This is a genomic window from Kribbella sp. NPDC000426 (assembly GCF_040300265.1).
GTDB lineage: Bacteria > Actinomycetota > Actinomycetes > Propionibacteriales > Kribbellaceae > Kribbella.
Map to the genome: position 1 here is coordinate 1 of NZ_JBEPDK010000001.1, position 21,051 is coordinate 21,051.

At 65.0% G+C, this 21,051-nt stretch carries 17 protein-coding genes; 5 read left to right on the forward strand and 12 right to left on the reverse strand.

Annotation, left to right across the window (positions count from 1 at the left end):
* Window positions 1-210: 210 nt before the first annotated feature.
* The 6 genes from ABT313_RS00005 to ABT313_RS00030 all read right to left on the reverse strand — a co-directional run bounded on the left by ABT313_RS00005 (window position 211) and on the right by ABT313_RS00030 (window position 4,620).
* Window positions 211-423, reverse strand: a complete 213-nt coding sequence (locus ABT313_RS00005; protein ID WP_350846805.1) for a helix-turn-helix transcriptional regulator — start codon at window positions 421-423, stop codon at window positions 211-213.
* Window positions 410-721 (reverse strand): hypothetical protein, encoded by a 312-nt coding sequence (locus tag ABT313_RS00010; protein WP_350846809.1) that lies wholly within the window; start codon window positions 719-721, stop codon window positions 410-412. The genes ABT313_RS00005 and ABT313_RS00010 overlap by 14 nt, the downstream gene beginning before the upstream one ends.
* Before the next feature lie 30 nt (window positions 722-751).
* On the reverse strand, window positions 752-1,747 hold the full coding sequence (locus ABT313_RS00015; protein WP_350846812.1) for an ImmA/IrrE family metallo-endopeptidase: 996 nt from the start codon (window positions 1,745-1,747) through the stop codon (window positions 752-754).
* 3 nt (window positions 1,748-1,750) lie between these two features.
* Window positions 1,751-3,067: a hypothetical protein gene (locus ABT313_RS00020; protein WP_350846815.1), complete on the reverse strand. Its 1,317-nt coding sequence runs from the start codon at window positions 3,065-3,067 to the stop codon at window positions 1,751-1,753.
* Entirely contained in the window at window positions 3,048-3,395 is a 348-nt protein-coding gene (locus tag ABT313_RS00025; protein WP_350846818.1) for a hypothetical protein, read from the reverse strand. Before ABT313_RS00025 ends, ABT313_RS00020 begins: the two co-directional genes overlap by 20 nt.
* A 919-nt stretch (window positions 3,396-4,314) precedes the next feature.
* Window positions 4,315-4,620, reverse strand: a complete 306-nt coding sequence (locus ABT313_RS00030) for a hypothetical protein (protein WP_350846821.1) — start codon at window positions 4,618-4,620, stop codon at window positions 4,315-4,317.
* 109 nt (window positions 4,621-4,729) lie between these two features.
* Here ABT313_RS00030 and istA point away from each other — a divergent pair, with 109 nt between their 5' ends.
* Both istA and istB read left to right on the forward strand, forming a co-directional pair.
* Entirely contained in the window at window positions 4,730-5,968 is a 1,239-nt protein-coding gene (gene istA / locus ABT313_RS00035; RefSeq protein ID WP_350846824.1) for an IS21 family transposase, read from the forward strand.
* Window positions 5,968-6,786 (forward strand): IS21-like element helper ATPase IstB, encoded by an 819-nt coding sequence (istB, locus tag ABT313_RS00040; protein WP_350846829.1) that lies wholly within the window; start codon window positions 5,968-5,970, stop codon window positions 6,784-6,786. The genes istA and istB overlap by 1 nt, the downstream gene beginning before the upstream one ends.
* Window positions 6,787-6,832: 46 nt before the next feature.
* Here the strand turns inward: istB and ABT313_RS00045 are convergent, their stop codons facing one another.
* From ABT313_RS00045 to ABT313_RS00065, 5 genes are all read right to left on the reverse strand, one after another.
* Entirely contained in the window at window positions 6,833-7,996 is a 1,164-nt protein-coding gene (locus ABT313_RS00045) for a hypothetical protein (RefSeq protein ID WP_350846832.1), read from the reverse strand.
* 602 nt (window positions 7,997-8,598) lie between these two features.
* A complete protein-coding gene (locus ABT313_RS00050) occupies window positions 8,599-10,554 on the reverse strand; it encodes a hypothetical protein (RefSeq protein WP_350846835.1) in 1,956 nt (651 codons plus the stop codon).
* Between the two features lie 26 nt (window positions 10,555-10,580).
* Window positions 10,581-12,566 carry an AAA family ATPase gene (locus ABT313_RS00055; protein ID WP_350846838.1) on the reverse strand — a complete coding sequence of 662 codons (1,986 nt, stop codon included), beginning with the start codon at window positions 12,564-12,566 and terminating at the stop codon, window positions 10,581-10,583.
* Window positions 12,563-13,249 carry a hypothetical protein gene (locus tag ABT313_RS00060; protein WP_350846841.1) on the reverse strand — a complete coding sequence of 229 codons (687 nt, stop codon included), beginning with the start codon at window positions 13,247-13,249 and terminating at the stop codon, window positions 12,563-12,565. The genes ABT313_RS00055 and ABT313_RS00060 overlap by 4 nt, the downstream gene beginning before the upstream one ends.
* 208 nt (window positions 13,250-13,457) lie before the next feature.
* On the reverse strand, window positions 13,458-13,913 hold the full coding sequence (locus tag ABT313_RS00065) for a DUF4352 domain-containing protein (protein WP_350846844.1): 456 nt from the start codon (window positions 13,911-13,913) through the stop codon (window positions 13,458-13,460).
* A gap of 503 nt (window positions 13,914-14,416) precedes the next feature.
* Here ABT313_RS00065 and mobF point away from each other — a divergent pair.
* The 3 genes from mobF to ABT313_RS00075 all read left to right on the forward strand — a co-directional run bounded on the left by mobF (window position 14,417) and on the right by ABT313_RS00075 (window position 18,879).
* A complete protein-coding gene (gene mobF / locus ABT313_RS00070; RefSeq protein WP_350846847.1) occupies window positions 14,417-18,043 on the forward strand; it encodes a MobF family relaxase in 3,627 nt (1,208 codons plus the stop codon).
* A gap of 66 nt (window positions 18,044-18,109) precedes the next feature.
* A complete protein-coding gene (locus tag ABT313_RS44675; protein ID WP_502883941.1) occupies window positions 18,110-18,352 on the forward strand; it encodes a NucA/NucB deoxyribonuclease domain-containing protein in 243 nt (80 codons plus the stop codon).
* Window positions 18,349-18,879 carry a hypothetical protein gene (locus ABT313_RS00075; protein ID WP_350846850.1) on the forward strand — a complete coding sequence of 177 codons (531 nt, stop codon included), beginning with the start codon at window positions 18,349-18,351 and terminating at the stop codon, window positions 18,877-18,879. Before ABT313_RS44675 ends, ABT313_RS00075 begins: the two co-directional genes overlap by 4 nt.
* Before the next feature lie 428 nt (window positions 18,880-19,307).
* On the opposite strand, the gene ABT313_RS00080 is transcribed toward ABT313_RS00075, so the two are convergent.
* Window positions 19,308-21,050, reverse strand: a complete 1,743-nt coding sequence (locus tag ABT313_RS00080) for a type IV secretory system conjugative DNA transfer family protein (RefSeq protein WP_350846852.1) — start codon at window positions 21,048-21,050, stop codon at window positions 19,308-19,310.
* Window position 21,051: the final 1 nt, after the last annotated feature.

The window sequence follows — 21,051 nt, forward strand, 5'->3', positions numbered from 1 at the left end:
AGCCCTGCCACCTACGAATCAACCCACGCCACCCACCAACAGGTAGCGTGAACCAACCTCACACCAACCCTGTCCGTCGAACCGGGTCAACGCCATATCGACTACGCAGGCCCGAACTGGCTGATCATCATCTGGGACGACCCGACCGTCGCCTCCATGCATCAACCCTCCGAGATGGTGCAATATCTCACCAGGGTCGAGTGATCATGATCATCCGTTACACCTCTCATCGAGGATGTGGTCCGGCAGATCTGCAAACCATGTGATGACATCGCTCGCGCGGTATCGCAGATGCCGGCCGACCTTCTTGGCGGGTGGTCCATAGCCGAGCGTTCGCCATCGATAGAGCGTTCGCTTGGGAACGCCTAAGTACGCCGCGACTTGATCAATGTCCCACAGCGGATCCACATCAAGAGTCGCCATCGCAGGCCCCTGTCGCCGCGTCACGTCGGTCGCGATCAACCTTCACGACGCGACGAAGCTCCTGGACCGACCAGCCAAGGATCTCCGCCGCCGCTTCTGAAGACCTGCAGGTTCGCACGAGCTCGGTGATCTCGGCCGCCCGCGCAGCCTCGGCATCAGCGACTCGTTCGTCGTACCGCTCGATGGCGAGATTCCTCGCCTCGACCGCACGATCGAGCGATGCCTGCGCCTTGAGAGTTCGGGTTGTCGCCGCCTCGATCCTCGCCTGTCGTTCGCGCGCACGCCGCAGCGCGGCCACTCGCTCGCTGGCTCCCATGCGCGAGCCACCTCACCGGATCGGGCCATCGAGGTCGGGGGCGATCAACACGGAGCCGAGCGGCCTCGCCGGAACCGAGCTGAGCGCCGGTCTGTGAGCCTTCAGGAACCGGTCGGTCGACTTGATCAGTGTTCTGGTCGTATCGACGACACGCGCACCAGTCGCCTTGATGACGTTGCCGGGCTGCTCCGGATCGATATGGTGCGCCCAGCCGACGAGGTACTCGAAGGACTGTGCGTCAAAGCTCAGCCCGTGATGGGCAAGTACCACATGAGCGACGGACTCGGCTTCCACTTCACGGATCCCACGACACAGCACGCTTGCTGACTCCCCCGTCTCGGCCGACGAGTGCAATCGGGCGTGTGCAACCTCGTGAGCCAGTCGTTCGACTGCACGGAAGTCGTCCAGATGATCGGCAATCACAATCCGCTTGGCCTTGTGGTCGGTGCAGCCTTCGGACGCATCACCGGTCGGCCGAATGTCGACCGTGAATCCGTCTGCTCCAGCTTCGCGGGTCAAGGCATTCCACAACCTCTTTGCCACAGTCGCACTCGCAGTTGCCGGCAACGGTGGCAGGGCGAGCGGCGGGCCGACTGTGCCTGTCACGTCGTACACAACCCCGACCTGAAAGCCGATCACCTGCTGCTCGATCTGACCGCCCGTTCTCTGCTTCTCACTGGCCGATCCCAACGCGTCCTCCATCGCCGCAGCCACCGCCGTCCGCGAACGGACGGGGTAAAGAATCCTGATGGCCAGCGGCGGCTTCACCTCCCTCCCCAACCGTCTCCACGTGTTCGCATGTGCTACCCAGCTCGCCTGTGGCATCTGGAGGTTGATCAGCACGACGTTGCCGAAGCCGAACGTCGGGAACGACGCCGCGGCATCCATCCACTTGCACCAGTCGGTCCCAGACCGCATCTTGCTGAGTTCAGTGTCGAGCGCGCGGTGGAGATCCTCCGCCCGTACCGGTTCTTTGCCCACAGCAACCTCCAGCTGGATCGGTTGCAAGGCTCAACGGCAGAGCTCAGCCAACTCCTGTCCTTGATCGTCGATCCCGGACGCGTACGCGACGTACGGCCCAGGCGTTCTTGGTCGCGGCTCTCCAGTGCGGCGTGAAATCGCCGACGTTGCCGCCAGGCGCCTGGCGATCTCTCCGGCGGCCTTCCCATGCTCGGCGGACTCGGCCAGCGCACTCGTCAGGTCGTCGAAACAGCCGCCTAGACCCGTTCGTACCCACCTCGCTTGCAGAGGACGTGAACCACCTCCGGGACGTCGAAGGAAGTAGATATCGACCTGTGACGCCTCCTGCCGCGGCACGAACAGACGTCCGGCTCCGACCAGCCAGCGCACTGTGCGCTGCTGATGCCGCCAGACCTGCTCGGTACACCAAAGCACCTCGTCCACCGTGTCGACCAGTTCCATCGCGGTCCTGTGATCTGGAATCAAGTCCCTGGGACGGCGTAGGCCCCGATCGTCGCCGAGAACATGGCTAACCGCGCTCTTCAGATCGAGGAAGGCAATCTCAGCCGGCGACTCGCTGAGGCCGCCAAGGTCGGAAAGGCGCCGTCTCCAGGAGCTCTCTACGCGGCGGGAGCTCGCCTCGGCGCTGTGCAGTTCGCTCCTCATGAGATCCAGATCGCGTCGCTGAGTGGCGTCGAGGCCTGCTGACTGCGCCGACAGCAACTGGGTTGCGATGTGCCAGACGTCGCCGCCAATAGTCCGCAGCTGCGCCGTCGCGGACCGCAGGTCTCGGGTCAGCACCATCTCCGGAGATGTCGCCGCGTGCGCACGCTCCCACCGCGCGGCAGCCGGGCCGATCAAGGACAGATCGCCGGTCAGTGCGGCTGGCCGGCCAGCTGCCAGCAGGGCAAGACCGCCGAGCCCGGTTCGCCGTACGTCGGCGCTCGCGATCTCAGCCAGCTCACGCATCGCCGAACGGACGCGGCTTCGCTCAGGATCCCGCGCTCGAGTACTTCGCATGGCGACTTCCCCTGCCATTAACGCAATGGCCGCCACCTCGGATCTTGCAGCGACCAAATCCTCGCCAACATCCAGCACTGCCGCGGCCCCCGCATCTTGCACGGCCAGCAGGTCAGCACCGGCACCAATCGCCTGAGCCAAACGTCCCAGCGCATTGTCCGAACGCTTCGCCTCCCCGGGCTTCACCTTCAGATGCAACCGCAACCAGCGGAGATGGTTCTTCGTCGCGAACAGCACAGCCTGCCAATCGGCGAGCACCTCGGACTTGTCGGGATATACGCCGCGCTGAGCGTTCGCAGCGATCCGCCTGGCCGTACGAAGCAGATCCTCATACGTCGCTCGCATCACGGACCCTCCGAACATCCGCCGCGGCGGTCCGCAACGCATCCCCGAGCGCAAGCCTCCAACTAAGTTCCTCGATCGGCACGTCGATCTGGTCGACCAGACCCGTCGCCTCTTCCAGCAACGCCACCGGATCATCGCCAGGCTCGCCGTCGTACCGTACGTACGGCATGATCTTGAGCAGCTCACACAAGCGATACCTGCTGAACGCCGTCATCGCCCATCGCCCATCAGCAGCCGTCGCCTCGAGCGCCTCCACAATCGCCTCAGCCCGATTCACCAGCTCAACAACCTGCCGGCGTACGCCGCCGCCCTTCGACAAGTTCTCGCTCACCTGATGCCTCCGTCTCTGTCCTGGATCGGTGCTCCAGGACGTCTGGTCCCAGACCACGGCCACTCAACGGATGCCGCAGACAACTTTTGTGCGCACGCAAGCAGTGGGACAGCCAGCAGCCGGGCGAACAGAGGAGCGTCGGACCTCGGCCCGAGACAAGGCGAGCAGAGGCAAGCTCATTGAATTCGAAGGTGAGGACACCAACCTCGCCGAAGGCTCGACGACTCCCTGACTGAACACTCAGCCGATCCCACACCGTTCAAGGACTCGCGCCACAAGATCACGAGATCCGAGTCCAAAGTTGACAGGACTCTTCGACGCTCCTCGAAGATGGTGTAGATCTCCTCCAGCGTGGCGGGGCTTTGGCACAGGACTCTGGATATCGCGTCTGACCTGCAGTTTGGCTCCCGTCGATGATCAGCAGTTGCCAGCGTTTCGCAGTCTCTCACGGAGCTGTGACGGAGTAGGAAGTTGCCTACAGCAATAGTTTCATCGCTTGCAGGCGGGCACAGGATCCCGCACCCCGACAGCCAATGGGTCGCCGACGTTGTCCACGACCTTCCTCAGGCAGGCACTGCGGGCATACAGTGCCGCCTGCAGCATTGGCCTGAGCGGGCGGATCGATCGCGAGACAACACTTACGCCTGACAGATCTGGGCGACCGACAGGAGCAGCGCCCGAGAGTAGTCGCTTCGCTATGGCTCGGACTCTGTTCGCTCATCGATGTAGTAGCGAGGCGCGGGGCCGGGACCCCTAACCCCGCTTTACGGACCCGCGCTGCTTGAGGTTGTTTGTCGTTTGCCGAAATCAGGTCTGACCTGCATGAACGGCCTGGGGCTAGTGTCATGACGTTGCACCTCTGACCGCTGTTGATCATCCATTGTGGTGAGCCAGGTGGGGAGTTCGCTCGGCGCTCAGCTCAAATGGACGCTTCGTAATCGTCGAGGTGCAACGCCCTATCGCCCATCCGGGTCAGCCAATCTGTGGCAATCTCGTTCGGAGTCTCGCCAGCTGCATCGCCGACCGCGTAGGCGTCGTACCACTGCGACGGTTGCGAACCCTCGACCGGATCCAGGCCATCGATATCAACTAGCTTCGTCAGCTTCGACGACGTCGCCATCCAGAAGCCGATCGCCGGCTGCGGTTCATCTCTGACCGCGACACCGACCTGGTCGACAAGATACCTCGCAACCGACGCGGGGGTCGCGAGCGCAAGCGTCATCATCCTCCGCCACCGGCGGAGCGCTAACGGTGGTGGAACCGTCGCCGTTGTCGGCGGCGCTCGAAAACTGAACACTTTCGGCGGTGAAAAGTGAGCACTCGACGATTGGAGAGTGATCACTTTGGAGGACTGGGCGCTGATCAGGAGGTTGGCGGCTGAGGGGGTGCCGAAGGCGCAGATCGCGCAGCGGCTGGGGATCTCGCGGACGACGGTGATCAAGGCGGTCAACTCGGATGCGCCGCCTAGCTATGTGCGCAGGCCGGCACCGACGTCGTTCACGGTGTTCGAGGCGCGGGTGCGGGAGTTGCTGGAGCAGACACCTGACATGCCGGCCACGGTGCTGGCCGAGCGGGTCGGGTGGACCGGATCGATCCGGTGGTTCCGCGAGAACGTGGCGCGGTTGCGGCCCGAGCAGCGGCCGATCGATCCGGTCGACCGGATCGTGTGGGCGGCTGGTGATGCCGCGCAGTGTGATTTGTGGTTCCCGCCGCGGAAGATCCCGTTGGAAGACGGCAGCGCGAAGTTGTTGCCGGTGCTGGTGATCACGGCCGCGTATTCGAGGTTCGTGACGGCGCGGATGATCCCGACCCGCAAGACCGAGGACCTGCTGCTGGGGTCGTGGGAGCTGATCCAGCAACTGGGGCGGGTCCCGCGCCGGCTGATCTGGGACAACGAACCCGGCATCGGCCGCGGACAGCGTCGCGCCGAAGGCGTTGGGGCGTTCATGGGCACGCTGGCCACCAAACTCGTGCTGCTGCCGCCCAGAGACCCTGAATCCAAGGGCATTGTGGAGCGCCGCAACGGCTGGTTCGAGACCTCGTTCATGCCCGGCCGGACGTTCAGTTCACCGGCAGATTTCAACGCCCAGTTCACCGACTGGCTGACGAAGGCGAACGCACGGGTGGTCCGCACGATCAAGGCCGCACCGGCCGATCTGGTCGACACGGATCGGGCGGCGATGCTGGCGTTGCCGCCGATCCCGCTGCACCTGGGCTGGCGCAACAAGATCCGGCTGGGCCGTGACTACTACGTCCGGCTCGACACCAACGACTACTCCGTCGATCCGGCCGTGATCGGCCGGATGGTCGACGTCGCCGCAGACCTGGAACGGGTGCGGGTCCGCGCAGAAGGTCGCGTCGTGGCCGAGCACTGCCGGGTCTGGGCCAGAGGAACCACCGTCACCGACCCCGGCCACGTTCAGACAGCCGCCTGGCTGCGCAAACAGTTCCAGCAACCCCACGCCCTTGGGGGTGTCGCGGCCGCCGGTGATGATCTGGCCCGCGATCTCACCGACTACGACCGCGCCTTCGGGCTCACCGACCAGTTCACCGCCGAGGAAGGAATCAGCTGATGGCCGCCACCAAATCAACGAGGAACCCCGCTGCGGCCACGGAGGCGCTCAAGCAGATCACCTATCTGGCCGCCGCGCTGAAAGCACCCCGGATTACCGAGGCCGCCGCCCGGCTGGCCGATCAAGCCCGTGACGCCGGCTGGACTCATGAGGACTACCTCGCCGCGGTCCTCGAACGCGAAGTCAGTGCCCGCAACTCATCTGGCGCCCGACTACGCATCCGCGCCGCCGGGTTCGGTGCCGTCAAAACCCTCAAGGACTTCGACTTCGACGCCCAACCAGCAGCACATCAACAGATCGCAGCACTCGCATCCGGTGGGTTCCTCACCGAGGCCCGCAATGTCGTCCTCCTCGGCCCGCCCGGCACCGGAAAGACCCACCTGGCCACCGCCTTGGGTGTCGCGGCCGCCCGGCACGGTCACCGCGTCCTGTTCGCGACAGCGACCGACTGGGTCGCCCGCCTCACCGACGCCCACCGAGCCGGCAAGCTACCGAACGAGCTCGCCAGGCTGCGCCGCTACGGCCTCATCATCGTCGACGAGGTCGGCTACCTCCCCTTCGAGCAAGACGCCGCGAACCTGTTCTTCCAGCTCGTCTCATCCCGCTACGAACACGCCTCGCTCGTGCTGACCTCGAACCTGCCGTTCTCCGGCTGGGGCGGTGTCTTCGGAGACCAAGCCGTCGCTGCCGCGATGATCGACCGCATTGTCCACCACGCCGACGTCCTCACCCTCAAAGGCGCCAGCTATCGGCTCCGCGGGCGCGGCATCGACAGCCTCCCCAGCATCCGCACCACCACAGACAACAACGAGTCCTAGACTGCCAACAACCGCTCACTTTTCAACCGCCGAAACCGACCAGCTTTCAAGCGCCGTCGACAGCCGTCCCGGAGCTCGTCCAGTCGACATGGAGTAACAGGTACGTGCATCGAGGGTCCAGGCCACTCGAGCGACGATCCGGTTCAGCCAGCAGCAGCCTCGCCCAGGCCGACGGGACACCAAGATCCGCTTCCGCGGAACGCACGGCTGCGTAGTTTCCGCGTCCGACGTCGTTGTAACTCCGCCACTGCTCGGAAGCTCGTTGAGGAATGAGCGCCGCGAGAAGTTTCGATATCGACGAGTCGTTGAGCAAGCGCAGGAACTCTCGCCTGAGCTGGGAGGTCGAAGGCCCCCGAGCAGGCAGCGGTGAAGAGGCGACCCCAATGCCGATGGCCACCGATGAGGGGGATTCGGAGTCCCACCGAGAAGGCGAATCAAGGTGCGGGCTGCTGAACTCCTTGAGATTGCTTAGACCGATTGTCACCGGATCACCAGGCGACACTGACTTCCACCGCGAGACGACGGAACGTCGTTGACGCCGAGCGCGCTCCGTCGCCGCTTCAGGCTGTGAGCCGCCACGCCGCTGAGGCAGCGTCTCCGGGTCGACCGCTGCCACCACGCCAGGCGTCCGACCTGCTGTCGGCAGGCAGTACGCCGCCGCTGTGGCGGGCCCGAAGTAGAGTTCCACGATCTGGTACCGAGGCCGCAGGACCTCGGAGAGCCGTTCGCCATCCCAAACTTCGAAGCGAACATGCGCTTCGCGAAGTCGAGCCACGGCGTTCTCGATCGCCTCCAGAAGCTCCGTCCGCTGCGCGGACGCCCTGGTGGCATAGACGAATTCGTCGCTGCGACTGGCCCAGGTACCCGCGAGGAACTCTTCCACGGCCCGACCCAGAGCTTTCGGGCTGACCGCCTTGACGTTGCGACACTGGACGGTCACATACCGGAGACGAGCGTCGCCCTCCGACGCCAATCGCCCGAAGAGGTCAATTCCATACTGCTTCTGGCCGGGCTCGCCGTACCGCCTCGCCTCCTCGACCTCGTAGCTGATGCGGGTGACATCGAGAACCAGACGTTCGAAGTCGTCCGGTCTGAGGGCCTCGAATGGGAGGCGCGCCGGCGCTGTCACGGGGATCGCTGGCGGTACTGCGGTCGGCGGCTGCTCGAGCCAGGCTAGAAGCTCCTGGCTCTGGCTGAGTTCGTCGTTCACTCGGACATCTTGCGCGATGACGCTATCCGAGTCGAACGGAACGCGCACCGAACCGGGGATGTGCGTGTCGCCACAGGCGTCGCGTGTTTCTGTCGGTCGGCACACGTTGAATGTCTGCCTGCGCAGGCGTCGCCAGCGGCACCGCACCGTTCCACGTTTCCACCTCCCCAAGTTCGCCTCGGCGAAGGAGGAGATGGTGCATCTGGATGTCGTGACCTGCGCGCGACGTCAGGTCGCTGTCAAAAACCCCACCGTCATCCGGAACCTCCACACCATCGTGCTATCCGCCGGCACCAGGACGGACGCGTGGGAGACCCAGCTCAGCGAACTGGAGAGCGATATCGCCCCAGCCCTACGGCGAGCGATCGAAATCTCGCCCGTCCACCCACGCGATGGCGATCGACACTGGTGCCGGCCCGACGTTCAAGACGGAGAGCGAGGAGTTCTCCGCCACCTGAACGCGATCCGACGCCTCCGCGAGACCCTCCACCGCGGCATCCAGCAACGCTCGGACGTTGAGTATCGCCCAGGCCGCCAGGTCTCACCCCCCTCTGAACGACGACGTGAGCTCAGTCCTCCGCACGAGACGCACAGGGCCACGCCTAGCGCAGAGAGCTGGGCGGTTCCCGGTTCCCGGTCACGACACCTACCACAACGCTCCGGAGTACTTCCTGTCCCTCAGCTCTCCGATGGTGGACCCAGGCACTCTCACTGAGATGCCTGGTGCCGTCCTTGTGGTCGGTGAGATCCAGCACAACAAGCTCCGACAACGGGACGTTGGTCGCCTGATACTCCGCCGCCTGCGCGGTGTAGGTCGCGTTGAGATGCTCTGCGTCGGCGTTGGACGACTCACGCTTGGTTTCCACGAGATATCGACGTCCGGCGTCGAACTGCAAGGCGAGGTCGCCTCGACCGGTCGCTATGTTCCGCGGCTCCCAGACGACACGACCTGCAAACGCAGGCACCGTGCACAACATCTGGTAAAGGTCCTCCTGCAACGCGGCTTCGAGAGGTGCCGAGTCCAGCTCTTTGATGGGACGCGTCCAGGGACGCTTGCTATCGGCAACGTGAAGGAGGAACGATACGGTGACGGTGACTAGCAGGCCGAACTCCACTCGCGCTGGACCTTCGAACGCCGGATTCGTCGCCAGGCCCGCGAACAGACGCTCGCGGAGGGGTCCCGCAATCGTGTGGTCGTACGCCGTGCCGAAGACATGAGTCATCGCAAGGCGCGCCGCCAAGTCTTCCAAAGCCTCCATCGAGTCCGGGTGCTTCCCAGCAAGTTCAAGCACCACGTCAGGGGGCAGCAGCTTCAACAGGTAGCCGCCTACAGCCGGCTCCTCGGTGTCGGGCTCAGCCGACGGCTCGCGGGCGGTGGCGCCCTTGGCCGCGGCGACCAGCATCGCGGCCCCCGGCGGAAGCTGGGGAGTGTCGCGACTGTTGTCAATATCAACGACCCGCTGCAGCTGCCGCAGCATGCCGACCCGTTGCGCGACCGCATTCTCTACCCTCGGTGCGATCAGGCGATCGAGACCGGATCCGGCGGGCGCAACTGTGCGGTCGAGGGCGTAGACACCCATCAAAGTATCCACCGCGGACCATGTGTTGATGAACTCGTCGTCCGCGAGCTCCATCGCGGCCTGCTCCAACTGCGCGGCCAGCCCATACCAGGCGAACTCCGTACTGCGTCGTGGAGCCGACCACGATCGCTGATGCATGCCGTGATAGCCCATCGCGACGTGACGCGCTGCCGATGCCGCCGCGGTAGCAGACTCCTGCAGCGCTGCCCGGTCCTCGTCATGGAACGCAACAACCGCTCGGCAAGCCGCCGCGTAGGCCGCGGCATCGTCCCGGGCTTCTGATGTCTGCGCGATTGTTGCGAAGGCTTCCGCGGCAGCGTTCAGACCGGACCGCACCTCGGCAACATCCGTGAGCAAAGTGGCTCGCCGCAGCTCCAGTCGCGCGAGTTCCATCCCGGCATCCTCGGCGCCGCTCGCATCCAGTTGGCGAAGCGCGGCCTCGAGGTCGGCGGCATCCTCCCCCTGATCCCACAGGTCGAGCGTAATGCCGATGAGGCGAGGCAACCGATCGGTGTAGTCGTCCGGCGCGTCAGTCGGCGCCGAGGTCAGAGCCTCTAGCACCCGATACCGACGTGCCGCGCCGAGCAGCACCAGTCGCAGCGCAGTCTCCAGACCCGTTGCAGCCACTGTGGGCGCTGCCATGATCCGACCTGCGTCGGGGACGAGTACGTCGTGCAGCAACTGGCCCGCCACATCAACGACGGTCGGCGAGGCCAGCAGAACATCGCAGGTCTCCACCATCGAGAGCTGGCTTCGCTGCCCGGGCAGGCCTTCGATGAACGCCTTGATCTCCTCCTGCCACGACTCGCGGTGATGCTCGTTGCGCAAGGCGTCCGCCACGAGCGGGGCCGTCGGCGTGACTGCCGCAGCACGAAGGGCGTTCAGGAGATCCGCACCGGTTCCGAGGTCGTCAAGCGCCACTCCGTCACCCGACATGACGATCTGGCGCAACCGCTCCTGGAGATCCAGATCGCTCATCCGCTACCGCCTCCCACTGACGTCCTTCAGAACAGGCACCCCGCCGGCGTCCTCGGACCGATCGTCGCAGCAGCTCCGGACACTGTGCTCGTTAGCTTCCGGTCCTGCGTCGTCGCGATGACCTGGATGCCGCCCTCGCTCCCAGCGACTTCGACCAGCACCTCGAGCAGCGCCGCGGCGTCGGCGTCCTGCATCTCCTCCGCCTTGAGGCTATCCAGCAGAAGCAGCCCGGGATGACTCGCAATGCCGTGCTGCCGGCCAACTCGTAACAAACCGAGCACCACGGCGAACCGCAGCCGCATCCGCTCGCCCGCACTCTGCCCGCCGAACGGACCTTTGGCGCCACCGCCCTTGAAGACATCCATGTTCGCGTTGCGCTTGATGGACACTCGTTCGAGCTCGCCGATGCCGAAGCGACGAGCCAGCTCTGCGATCTCGTCGTCGAGCTCGGGCACCAGCGACTGCCACGAGGCCAGCTTGTCGTCTTCGAGGACGGCAACCAGCGCCTTGAGCACCCGTTCCTCCGGTGGCGGGTCCGCTGGGGCAGCTACCTCGGGACCCAAAGCCTCAAGCGCTCCTCTCGCGGTCGCGACGTCGATCTCCGCCTGCATCAAGGCATCGACGTGACGGCTGGTCTCGGCCTGCGCCAAGCGCGTCTCTGCCGCCTCCATCTTCGTCTTTGCTGCCGCCATCGCGGTCTTTGTCTGCTCGGCTTTCTCCTTCAGTGCCGATGCAGCCTGCACACTAGCCGCCAGTGCGGCTTCCGCTGCCTCGAGCTCGGCAGCAGCGTCGTCCGAGTCATCGAACTGGATCGTCGTCCTACAGATCGAGCACTGGTGATTGCTCACCTCGCCGGCCCGGCGGTCCGCGTCGATCACAGCCTCGCACCGAGGGCAGGCGGCTGGGTCGAGCCCGTGGAAGAGTGCACCCGCCACCGCGGTTTCCTTGAGGGAGTGCACTCGACGCTCGTCGGTGATCCGATTCTGGGTTGCCTGCTGGAGTGTTGCGGAGGCGACGTCGTGTGCCCTGGCCGCGGCATTCAACTCTCTCGCCGCCTCATCTGCCGCCACAGCGGCGGCGCGAAGCTCGACTCCTCCGGTCTGTACCTTCTGCAGCTCGGCGAGCGCCTTGCTGGCCTCGTTCAGCCGCTGCTCGGCTGCCGCACGCCGCGCCTCGAGCCCGGCGGCCGCGGTCGTCGCTCGGCGAGCCTGCGCCGACCGAGCGCCTTCCAGTCGTTTCATCGCGGCATTCGCGCGGGTGTACAGCGCTGCGTGTGGGAGATCGAGGAACACCTCGAGTAACCGAGTTGCCAAACCGGCCGCGGACGTCGCACCCAGGAGGATCTTGTCCGATCCGCTCGGGGGATAGATGGCACCGAAGTACGACGGCCAGCCATGCGGGTTGACCTGCCCGACGGTGTCAGACGACTTGGCGGCGGTGTACACGCGGAGCTCCTCGAGGCCCAGGAGCTGCATCATCCGGGCCGCGACCGTCGCGCTCCAGGACTCCTCGTCCCGGACCTCGGCAAGGACCGACAGACCCGCCGGCATCTCCGAGTGCGCGGCCGCGAGCTGGTCCGTCGTGCCCGTCATCAGCGCACCCCACACGATCCGACCGCCCTCGAAGCGGGCGCGCAGACCAACTGGCTGGTCGTTAACCAGGACGTCGAGGCTGACAGCGCTCAGCCACTTCCGCACGTCTTGCTGGAGATCGGCCGACTCTCCCCGGAGCATCAGCTTGATGATCTCCAGGATTGAGGTCTTGCCACGGAAGTTGTCGCCGGTGAGCACAGTTACACCGCTGGGGAAATCGAACGTCTCATCGAACGGTCCTGGGTCGAGCGGTCCGGCCTTGGCGCCAGTCAGGCGCAGCCGGTTCACCCGGAGCGTCCGCTGCGGCATCGACACGCTCTGCAGGGTGAGATCGTTGTTCCGGAGGATTTGGTCGACCTCGTTGGCACTCACCTGAGCGCGGTCGACCACCTCGGCCCGCAGCTCTCCCGGACTGATCACGACGCGTTCCCTTCTCCGAGACCAGATCGCAGCGAGGCGAGACGCGTCCGAACGCGGTCGGCGATCCCGGTGATGTGGTGCAGCAACTCGGTCTCGCCGTACTCCAACTGCTGGTACTGGACCTTCTTGAGCTGGCTTCCGGGCCGGCCGGCCGCGAGATCGATCACGACCTTCGCTCGCTCGACGTAGTAGGAGAACTCCGCAGCCGCGCCAATCACCGCCGTCGCAACATCTCTGCCCGCGGCGGTCAGGTAGTAGTTGGCTTGCTTGACCGCCCCCGGAGCACCGACACGCCGGACGATGACCAGCCCCGGCGCCCGCAATACCGCCAGCGCCTCGTCGAGCGGCTCGTACGCCCCGAACAGGTACCTAAGCATCGGGTACGACCGCACCTCGGGCTCCTCGCTGTCCAAGATCGAGGCCGCCACCTCGAGATCGGCCGCGTCACCAGCACACTCATACCGGCTCAGCAACTCGTCGGCCAGGTAGTCCGGATTCCGCAGCCAGAAGTCCAAGGCCTGCAGCAGCACCTGCCCCTTGACTACCGCCACGGCACCGTCCGGGGCGCTCTCCACCTCGGACTCGTGCAGATCCGTACCCGCTGCCTGAATCAACAGCAACAACCGCACGGCATCCTGCAGCACGGTCTGGCCGCTTCCCCCGGCATCCGCGTTCCCCGCCATCCTCCGACCCTAGAACCTCAGCCGAGCCCGAGGTACGACACGCCGCTCGCGAGGACGCGACTAGCTGCGACGTTCCCGTTGGCGGCGTCGAAAATGCATGCTGATTTCGGACAACCGTTCCACAACCGAAACTGAGACATCAGCTCCCCGTCGGAGCGGCGTATCTCGCTAGAACGCTGGAGCAGGACCTCGAACTGCGGTCGATTCATCACGGGACGCGGACTTCGACAGCCGCGGTCTCCCCAGCTTCCTCCTGCTGCGACGCAAAGACGATCGCTGTCGGCTTGGCTTCCGCCGGAACCTCCCAGACCTGAATCTGCTGTACGACCTGTCCAGGATTGATCACGTCCCCAAGGAACCATCCAACGTTCTTGCCCGAGTTGTTGGCGTTGCTAAGGAACGTGTAAACGATCGCCTCACTGAGGTCAGTGGCGGCGTACTGGGTATCGCCGACGCTGATCGAGGCGTCCGCACCCGGCTGCGCTCCGTCCTTCAACGGTCTCTTGCCGACGTTCTTCACCGACAAGTCAGCCTGGCAGAACTGCTGACCGGCCGAAGGAACAGCAGGGACATCAGCTGGAATCGATCCCGAAACCGACGAGGCTGCGAACGGGTAGCGCTTGATGCCACAGCGAAACTTGTCGGCCGTTACCTGGATCTCCACTCGATCGCCGTCGCTGTCGTCGTATCGGACGAATTCATCTCCGACCGCGACCTTGAGTGGCGGTGGCGGCCCCGGAGTCTCAACACCCTCTGATGCTGGCACACCCTCCGTCGCAGCTGGACTCGACACGGACCTGGATTCGTCCGCGGTGCCACTTCCGTTGTCGCCCGAACAGCCCGTCGCTGCACCTATTGCTGTCACGGCAAGAAGACAACCGAGCAGCGTTGACCGATGGTTCATGATCCCCCGTCATTTCGACCCGCCGTCAAACACCTGCGCACAAAATCAATGGCCTTGATCCTCTATCGCTCTGGTGAACCCAACTGTTACGTCAGGCGCTCCACCTCCGCGGAATCGCGTACGTGATACACAGACCAGGCCTAGTCTGAGCGCTGGCAGCCATTGGTCACCGAGATGGACAGGGAAGATCACTGCCACACATCTTGCACTTGAGGAGCGGGCGGTGTGGCGGACGCCATATGCAGACCTGAAGTTCGTTGCCGTTGAGCTTGTATGGAGCATTCGTCGGGTCGGCGATCGTGCTTAGTATTCATCGGCTGACTGCTGGAGATGGCTACAAGTATCTGCTGCGGCACATCGCCTCGGGAGATGTTGATCGCCGGATGGCGACGCCGCTGACGGCGTACTACACAGCCTCGGGATATCCGCCTGGCCGGTGGCTCGGCGCCGGGCTGAGCGGTGTCGCCGGCGGTCTGCTCCTGGCTGGTGCCGAGGTCAACGAAGATCAGATGGCGGCCTTGTTCGGGCGTGCTCAGGACCCTGTAACCGGCGTACCGCTCGGCCGGCCCTACCCGGTCTACAAGACTCCGTCGGAGCGCATTCAGGACCGGACTGACGAACTGGATCCGGGGCTGAGCGACGTCGAACGAGAAGACGCGATGCGGAGAATCCGCAAGGAGGAGATGCGGCAGAAGTCGAAGCAGGCGGTGGCCGGGTACGACCTGACCTTCTCCCCCGCCAAGTCGATTTCGGCGCTGTGGGCAACGAGCGATGTCGGGGTACAGGAGCAGATCGTCGCAGCCCACCACGAGGCCGTCCGTGATGTCATCCACCTGATCGAGCGGCATGCAGCGTTCACCAGGACGGGGCCTGGAGGCGTCGCGCAGATCGAAACTCGCGGCATCATTGGCGCGGCGTTCGATCACTGGGACACCCGCAGCGGCGATCCCCAGCTGCACACTCACGTGGTGGTCGCGAACCGGGTACAGGGTCCTGACGGCGCCTGGCGAACGCTTGACGGACGTGTTCTCTATCGCGCCGCAGTCGCGATGTCGGAGGTCCACAACGTGCTTCTTGCCGACAACCTGACCCGGCGGCTCGGCGTCGATTGGGAGCTGCGCGAACGTGGTCGGGGACGCAATCCGGCCTTCGAGATCACCGCCGTACCGGACGAGCTGATCGCCGAGTTCTCGGCCAGAACGGAGCAGATCGAGGCCAACCTCAGCGCACTTCTCGAGGAGCGCGGAGACCCGATTCATCCACCTAGTCGCCGCGAGATCTACGTACTGCGGCAGCAGGCGACCCTCATGAATCGTCCACCCAAGCACCTCGCCAAGCCACTGTACGAGCTCATGTCCCGATGGCGAACTCGCGCCGAACTGGCGATCGGCCGCGAAGCCGTTGCGTCCCTTCAGCGCACGCTCGAACAGGTCGGCGACCGCCCGCTGACCGCCGCCGACCTCAGCCAAGAGACCGTCGAGGCGTTGGGCGCTGCGACCGTCCTCACACTGCAAAACAAGCGCGCAACCTGGACCCGCTGGAACCTCCTGGCCGAGGCTGCTCGCCAGACCCGACTGCTCCGTCTGACCACGGCCGACGAGCGATTCGCCGTCCTGGAGAACATCGCCAAGAAGGCCGAACAGCACTCCATCAGCCTCACCGCCCCGGAAATCGTCGCAGCCCCCATTACCAGATCGAGCGGCGAGAGCGTCTTCACGATCCACAACGGCGAGATCTACACCTCTCCGGTGATCCTCGGCGCCGAGTCGCTACTCCTCGATCTCGCCCACGACTCATCCGGGCCAACAATCCGCACTTCACAGACGCCAGATCTCAGCCCCGACAAGCTCCAAGCCCTGCACCGCATCTCGACCAGCGGCCAGAAGCTCGAGGCCCTCATCGGCCCAGCCGGAACAGGCAAGACGAAGTTGCTCTCCACCCTCACGAACAACTGGACGGCGGTACACGGCGACGGCTCGATCATCGCGCTCGCACCATCCTCCGCCGCGTCAACCGTCCTCGCCGACGCGATCGGAATCCCGACCGAGAACATCGCCAAGTGGATCTACGAGTCCGCCGGACTCGGTGCCGAACAACGCCGAGAACAGATCCGACAAACGGAGTACGCCGTACATCTCGCCAGCCGGTCACGCCGTCGGCGACGCCATCAACGTCTCGCTGTACAACTCGCAGCGCTCCGAGCCGAACAGGACCGTTGGACCTTCCGCAAGAACCAACTCGTCATCATCGACGAAGCCTCCATGGCCTCCACCATGGAACTCGCAACCCTCGCCCGCGCAACCAACGCGGCCAGCGCCAAACTCCTCCTCGTCGGCGATGACGCCCAACTCGGAGCGGCCGACACAGGCGGAGCCTTCCGCCTCGTCGCCAAGGACACCGAAGCCGCCGAGCTCACCGACGTCTGGCGCTTCACCAACCCATGGGAACGCGAAGCCAGCCTCGCCCTCCGCGCCGGGGACCTCACCGCGGTTGATCTCTACGACGACCACAACCGACTCAGCGCGGGCTCATCCGACGAGATGGAAGACGCCGCGTACAAGGCCTGGCTCGCCGATACCCGAGCCGGCCGATCCAGCCTTCTCATCGCCGCAGACAATGACACAGTCGCCCGCCTCAACGCCCGCGCCCGCCTCGATCGCATCACTACCGGCGAGGTCGAGTCCGACGGCGTCGAACTCCACAACGGCAACCAGGTCGGGCTCGGCGACCACATTGTCACCCGCCTCAACAGCCGCCGCCTCCGCCACGGAGCCAATGACCACGTCAAGAACGGCGACCATTGGACCGTCATCCGCCGCTGGCCTGACGGATCCCTCACCGTCCAAAACCACACCGGCGGCACCGTCACGCTGCCCAACTCTTATGTCCAAGAATCCGTTGAACTCGCCTACGCGACCACAGCCCACCGAGCCCAGGGCGCCACCATCGACTCGGCACACCTCATCGTCACCGAGCAACTCAGCCGAGCTCTCCTCTATGTCGGCATGACCCGCGGACGCCACTCCAACAGTGCTTACGTCGCCACCCATCAGAACGCCTCGGACCTCCACGAACCCTCTGCCGAACAGACCATGCAGGACATCCTCGACGCCGTCCTCGACAACCCTGGGGTCGAGGAGGCGGCCCACGAAATCATGCGCCATGAACTCGATCGGGCCACTCGCCTCGACCGCCTCGTCCCCATCCACGAACATCTCTGTCAACTCGATGCCCGCAACCGCTACCGCGCCGCGATAGGCACCAGCGTCTCGAATGCGAGCGATCAAGCAGCTATACAAGCCTCCGCGGCGTACGGCGCCCTCGTAGCCGAACTTCGCCGGGCCGAGGCCGTCGGGTTCAACCCGACGAAGGTTCTTCAGCATGCGGTACGCCAGTCGGCATTGCATGACGCCGTTGACCTCGCGGCAGTTCTGCACGGGAGAGTCGAACGGCTCGTCAACCGAAGCCTTCAACGAACTGGTCGCCAATCAGTACTGATCGCGGGCCTGATCATTCCGGCCGGAAACGTCAGCGACCCAAGTCTGGTCGCACCACTACGCGAGATCGAAAGCCAAATCTCAGCTCGTGCCGACTACCTGGCCAACCAGGCTGCAGTCCAAGCCACCGAGTGGTACGCGGAACTCATCCAACAGGTCCCTCAGTCAACAGACGGGTTCAGATCGCTCGTTCGGGATATCGCCAGCTACAGGGAGTTCTACAGCGTTCGCGGGCGCCCAATCCTCGGTGCCCGGCCCTCCCACGACGCTGCCTTGCAGCGAACGCGATACATTGACCTCGCAAGGCGAGCAACGATCTATCGGCAGGCTTCAACGCTAAATGATCGCTCCGAGCCTCCTGCCGCAGCCCCCACGCGACCTGCTCCAGCCTGACGCACGCAGCTGACATTCCAACGGCCATTACACGCGCAGCAGACCCATCGGATGTACAACGACGTGATGGCGCAGGGGAATCGCGATACGTCGTGCGAAGGCTTCGTCAAACAAGACGATGACGACAGCTGCGACGAGTACCCATTCGCGGCGACGTACCAAGGTGCGTACCTAGTTGGCAGAGACCGCACGTCGGTTGCGCATGTCCCTTTGCCTGACAACAGGTACGGCGGGACGCTGTACAGCGCATTCCTGACAACTCAGCGGATGATTGACGGGGACCCGTTCTTCATTACCGTTAGCGGATGACCCAGGATGATGCGGTCGGACGTGGTAGGCCCGTCCATACTCTGGCCTGCCACGTCCCGATCTCCGAATGGCAGTACTACCTGATTCAGCCCGATCAAGATCCCGTTGTACCGGATCCATCGTTGTCCGACGGGTTCGTCGCCACCGCTGGTGGGGGCGTGTTCGTGACGGCTGCCACCGAATCTGGCGGCCTGTCCCTCACCGTGGAGGTTCATACGACTGTTCCGCCGGTCCGACTTGACGCCTGGGAAGATGTCTCGGAGCTATCGCTTCAGCTGAGCGAGGCTCCCTTGCTGGTCTGTGGCTTCGGCTTCGTGCCTGTGGTCCGAATCCCGTTCGACGACGATTCCGCAGGGGCGTATCGATTACGAATCCACGGCACGAATCGCGACCTGGCACACAGTAGAGGACCGGTGCCAGGCGAACCCGAGGAGACTCACCTGATTCAACTCTGGAGAGCGGCAGATCAACCTGCGTTGACACTTAAGCAGGCGAGCGCGTTCAGCCGCATGATGCGTCCTCGGTAACTCTGCCTGGACGAAGGCCTGCCCAAAATCATCGAATCGCCGAATAGGCCGCTAGAGGGTCGAGTCGCTTGAGCGGTGCATAGTTCGGGTGCATCCGAGTGACGAGGTCCAGTCCCGCAGCCGGCGTTGCGTGAGGGCTAGGTCGCGGTGGAAGGCGAGCGGGTCTGACGGCGCAGCATCGTCTTGGTAGCAGGATTCCCAGAACGTGCGGAGAGCGGAGAGTTCTTCGACGATGGCACCGTGATGGGGCCAGCAGGGTGGGACTACCTTGTGGTCGAGGTTGTAGCGACTTGTTGCCCAGGAGACCCATTCGGCGAGGTGTTCTAGTTCTTCGGTTGTGCTGGCGGGGTCTAGGTCGCGCCAGCAGACGACGTACGGATCGGTGGGTGGCGCGAAGGCTAGTGCTCTGGCGAGTTCTTCGTCGCGGTTCATCGGAGGACGGCCTTGCCGATGCTGTTGCGGATCTGGTCGGCGTCGCGTCGGTCGGTCCAAGGGGTCATGGTGAGGAGGATGGGTGGGGCGGTACGAGCAAGGAGTACGCCGGTGCCGAAAGGCAGGGTGCGGATGACGTCAGGTGGCAGGATCGGGATTCGACGGGTGCTCGTGGAGGTGGTGCGGCCGCCGTCGGGGCCGCGGCTCCAGTTGCGGATCTCTTCGTCGCGTTCGCCGCAGACGGCGGCGAGGTCTTGGAGGTCGCGGGGTTGGGCGGAGCCGCCGAGGATGAGGCGGAGGGTCGCGGCGTCCCACATGGCAGCCGCGGCTTGTTCGCCCCAGCGCTCGCGGGCTTGGGCTAGGGACTGGATGACGACGTGGGTGGAGATGCCGGAGCCGCCGCCGTCGGCCATGAGTCCGGGCAGGGATGGTACGGCGCACAGGTTGGCGATCTCGTCGAGGACGAGGCCCAGTGGTGGTTCGAGTCGGCCGCCGGGGTTGTGGGCGGCGAGTTGCCGGGCTGATTCGGTGATGTCTTCTAGCAGGGCTGCGATGAAGGACGAGGTTGCGCTGGCGCCGGCTCCGGTGCCGAGCAGGTAGATGGTGCCGCGCTCGCGGATGAACGTGGCTGGCTCGAGGCCTTCGCCGGGTGGTGGGTCGAAGGAGCGTCGTACGGCGGGATCTGCGAGGGCGGACAAGGCGGAGCGGACGCCGGCCCATATGGCGTCGCGGGTGCGGCCGTCCATGCGGACGATGCCGTCGAGAGTGTCGCCCCAGCCGTCAGCCGCGTCGTCGGTGCGGTTGAGGATCGTGACAGCCTCGGTGGCGGAGGCTGGTTCGAGGCTCCAGCGGTAGAGCTGGGCGATACCGCAGTCGTCGAGGGCGGCGGCGTGGAGGAGACCGCGGAGCGCCATCTCGGTTTGGCCGTGCCAGAAGGCGCCGTCGGTGACGCCGCCTTTGGTGAAGCCGGCGCCGGCGGCGAGGCCGCTGGCACGGACCATGGCGGTGGTTGGGTTCTCGCAGCCGCGCACGGGTGACCAGCGAACGCCTTCGGCGCGTCCGAGTCCTTGGGGGTCGAAGACGGCAACAGGACCGATCTTGCGGCGGAGCTCAAGGGTGGCGGCAAGGTTGTCGGGACGGGTCGAGGTCGTGACGACGGCACCGGGTGCATCGATGATGCCGCCGATGATCTGATGGAGACCCTTGCCTGAGCGAGGTGGGCCGACATCGATGCGGGAGTCCTCGACGGATGCCCAGCACTCGCGATTGCGGGAACGCCCGAGCAGAGTTCCTACCTCGGCGGGTGATCGGGTTGGTGCCTGCGGACGGGCGGTGCGTCCTCGTCGTACCACCTGTCGGCGACCGACGGCTGACTCGACCTCAGCGGCGGTGGCCAGGCCGGGGCGTCCCGCGAGGGCACGTCGACGCCCGTGGGACGTCCGCCGGCCTTGCCACAGTCGAGCACCGAGGAGACCGACGATGATGGGCACGGCAATCAGCACGGCCAAAGTTGTCCAGTAGAGCGCAGGCGCAAGCCTGGTCACCCCGAAGGCAGTCGCTGGGTTGCTCGGATGAAGGACAACCTTCAGGGCGTCGATCCACGCCGACCTGGGCCATTTGCCGGTCGTGAGTAGGCATGCGATGCCGCCCGCGAGGTAGAGGATGCCGGTGGTGCAGAAGAGGATGGCTGCGCAGATAGCCAGGGTCTCGTTCAGGTCGCGTGGTGGTCGTTGGTTCATG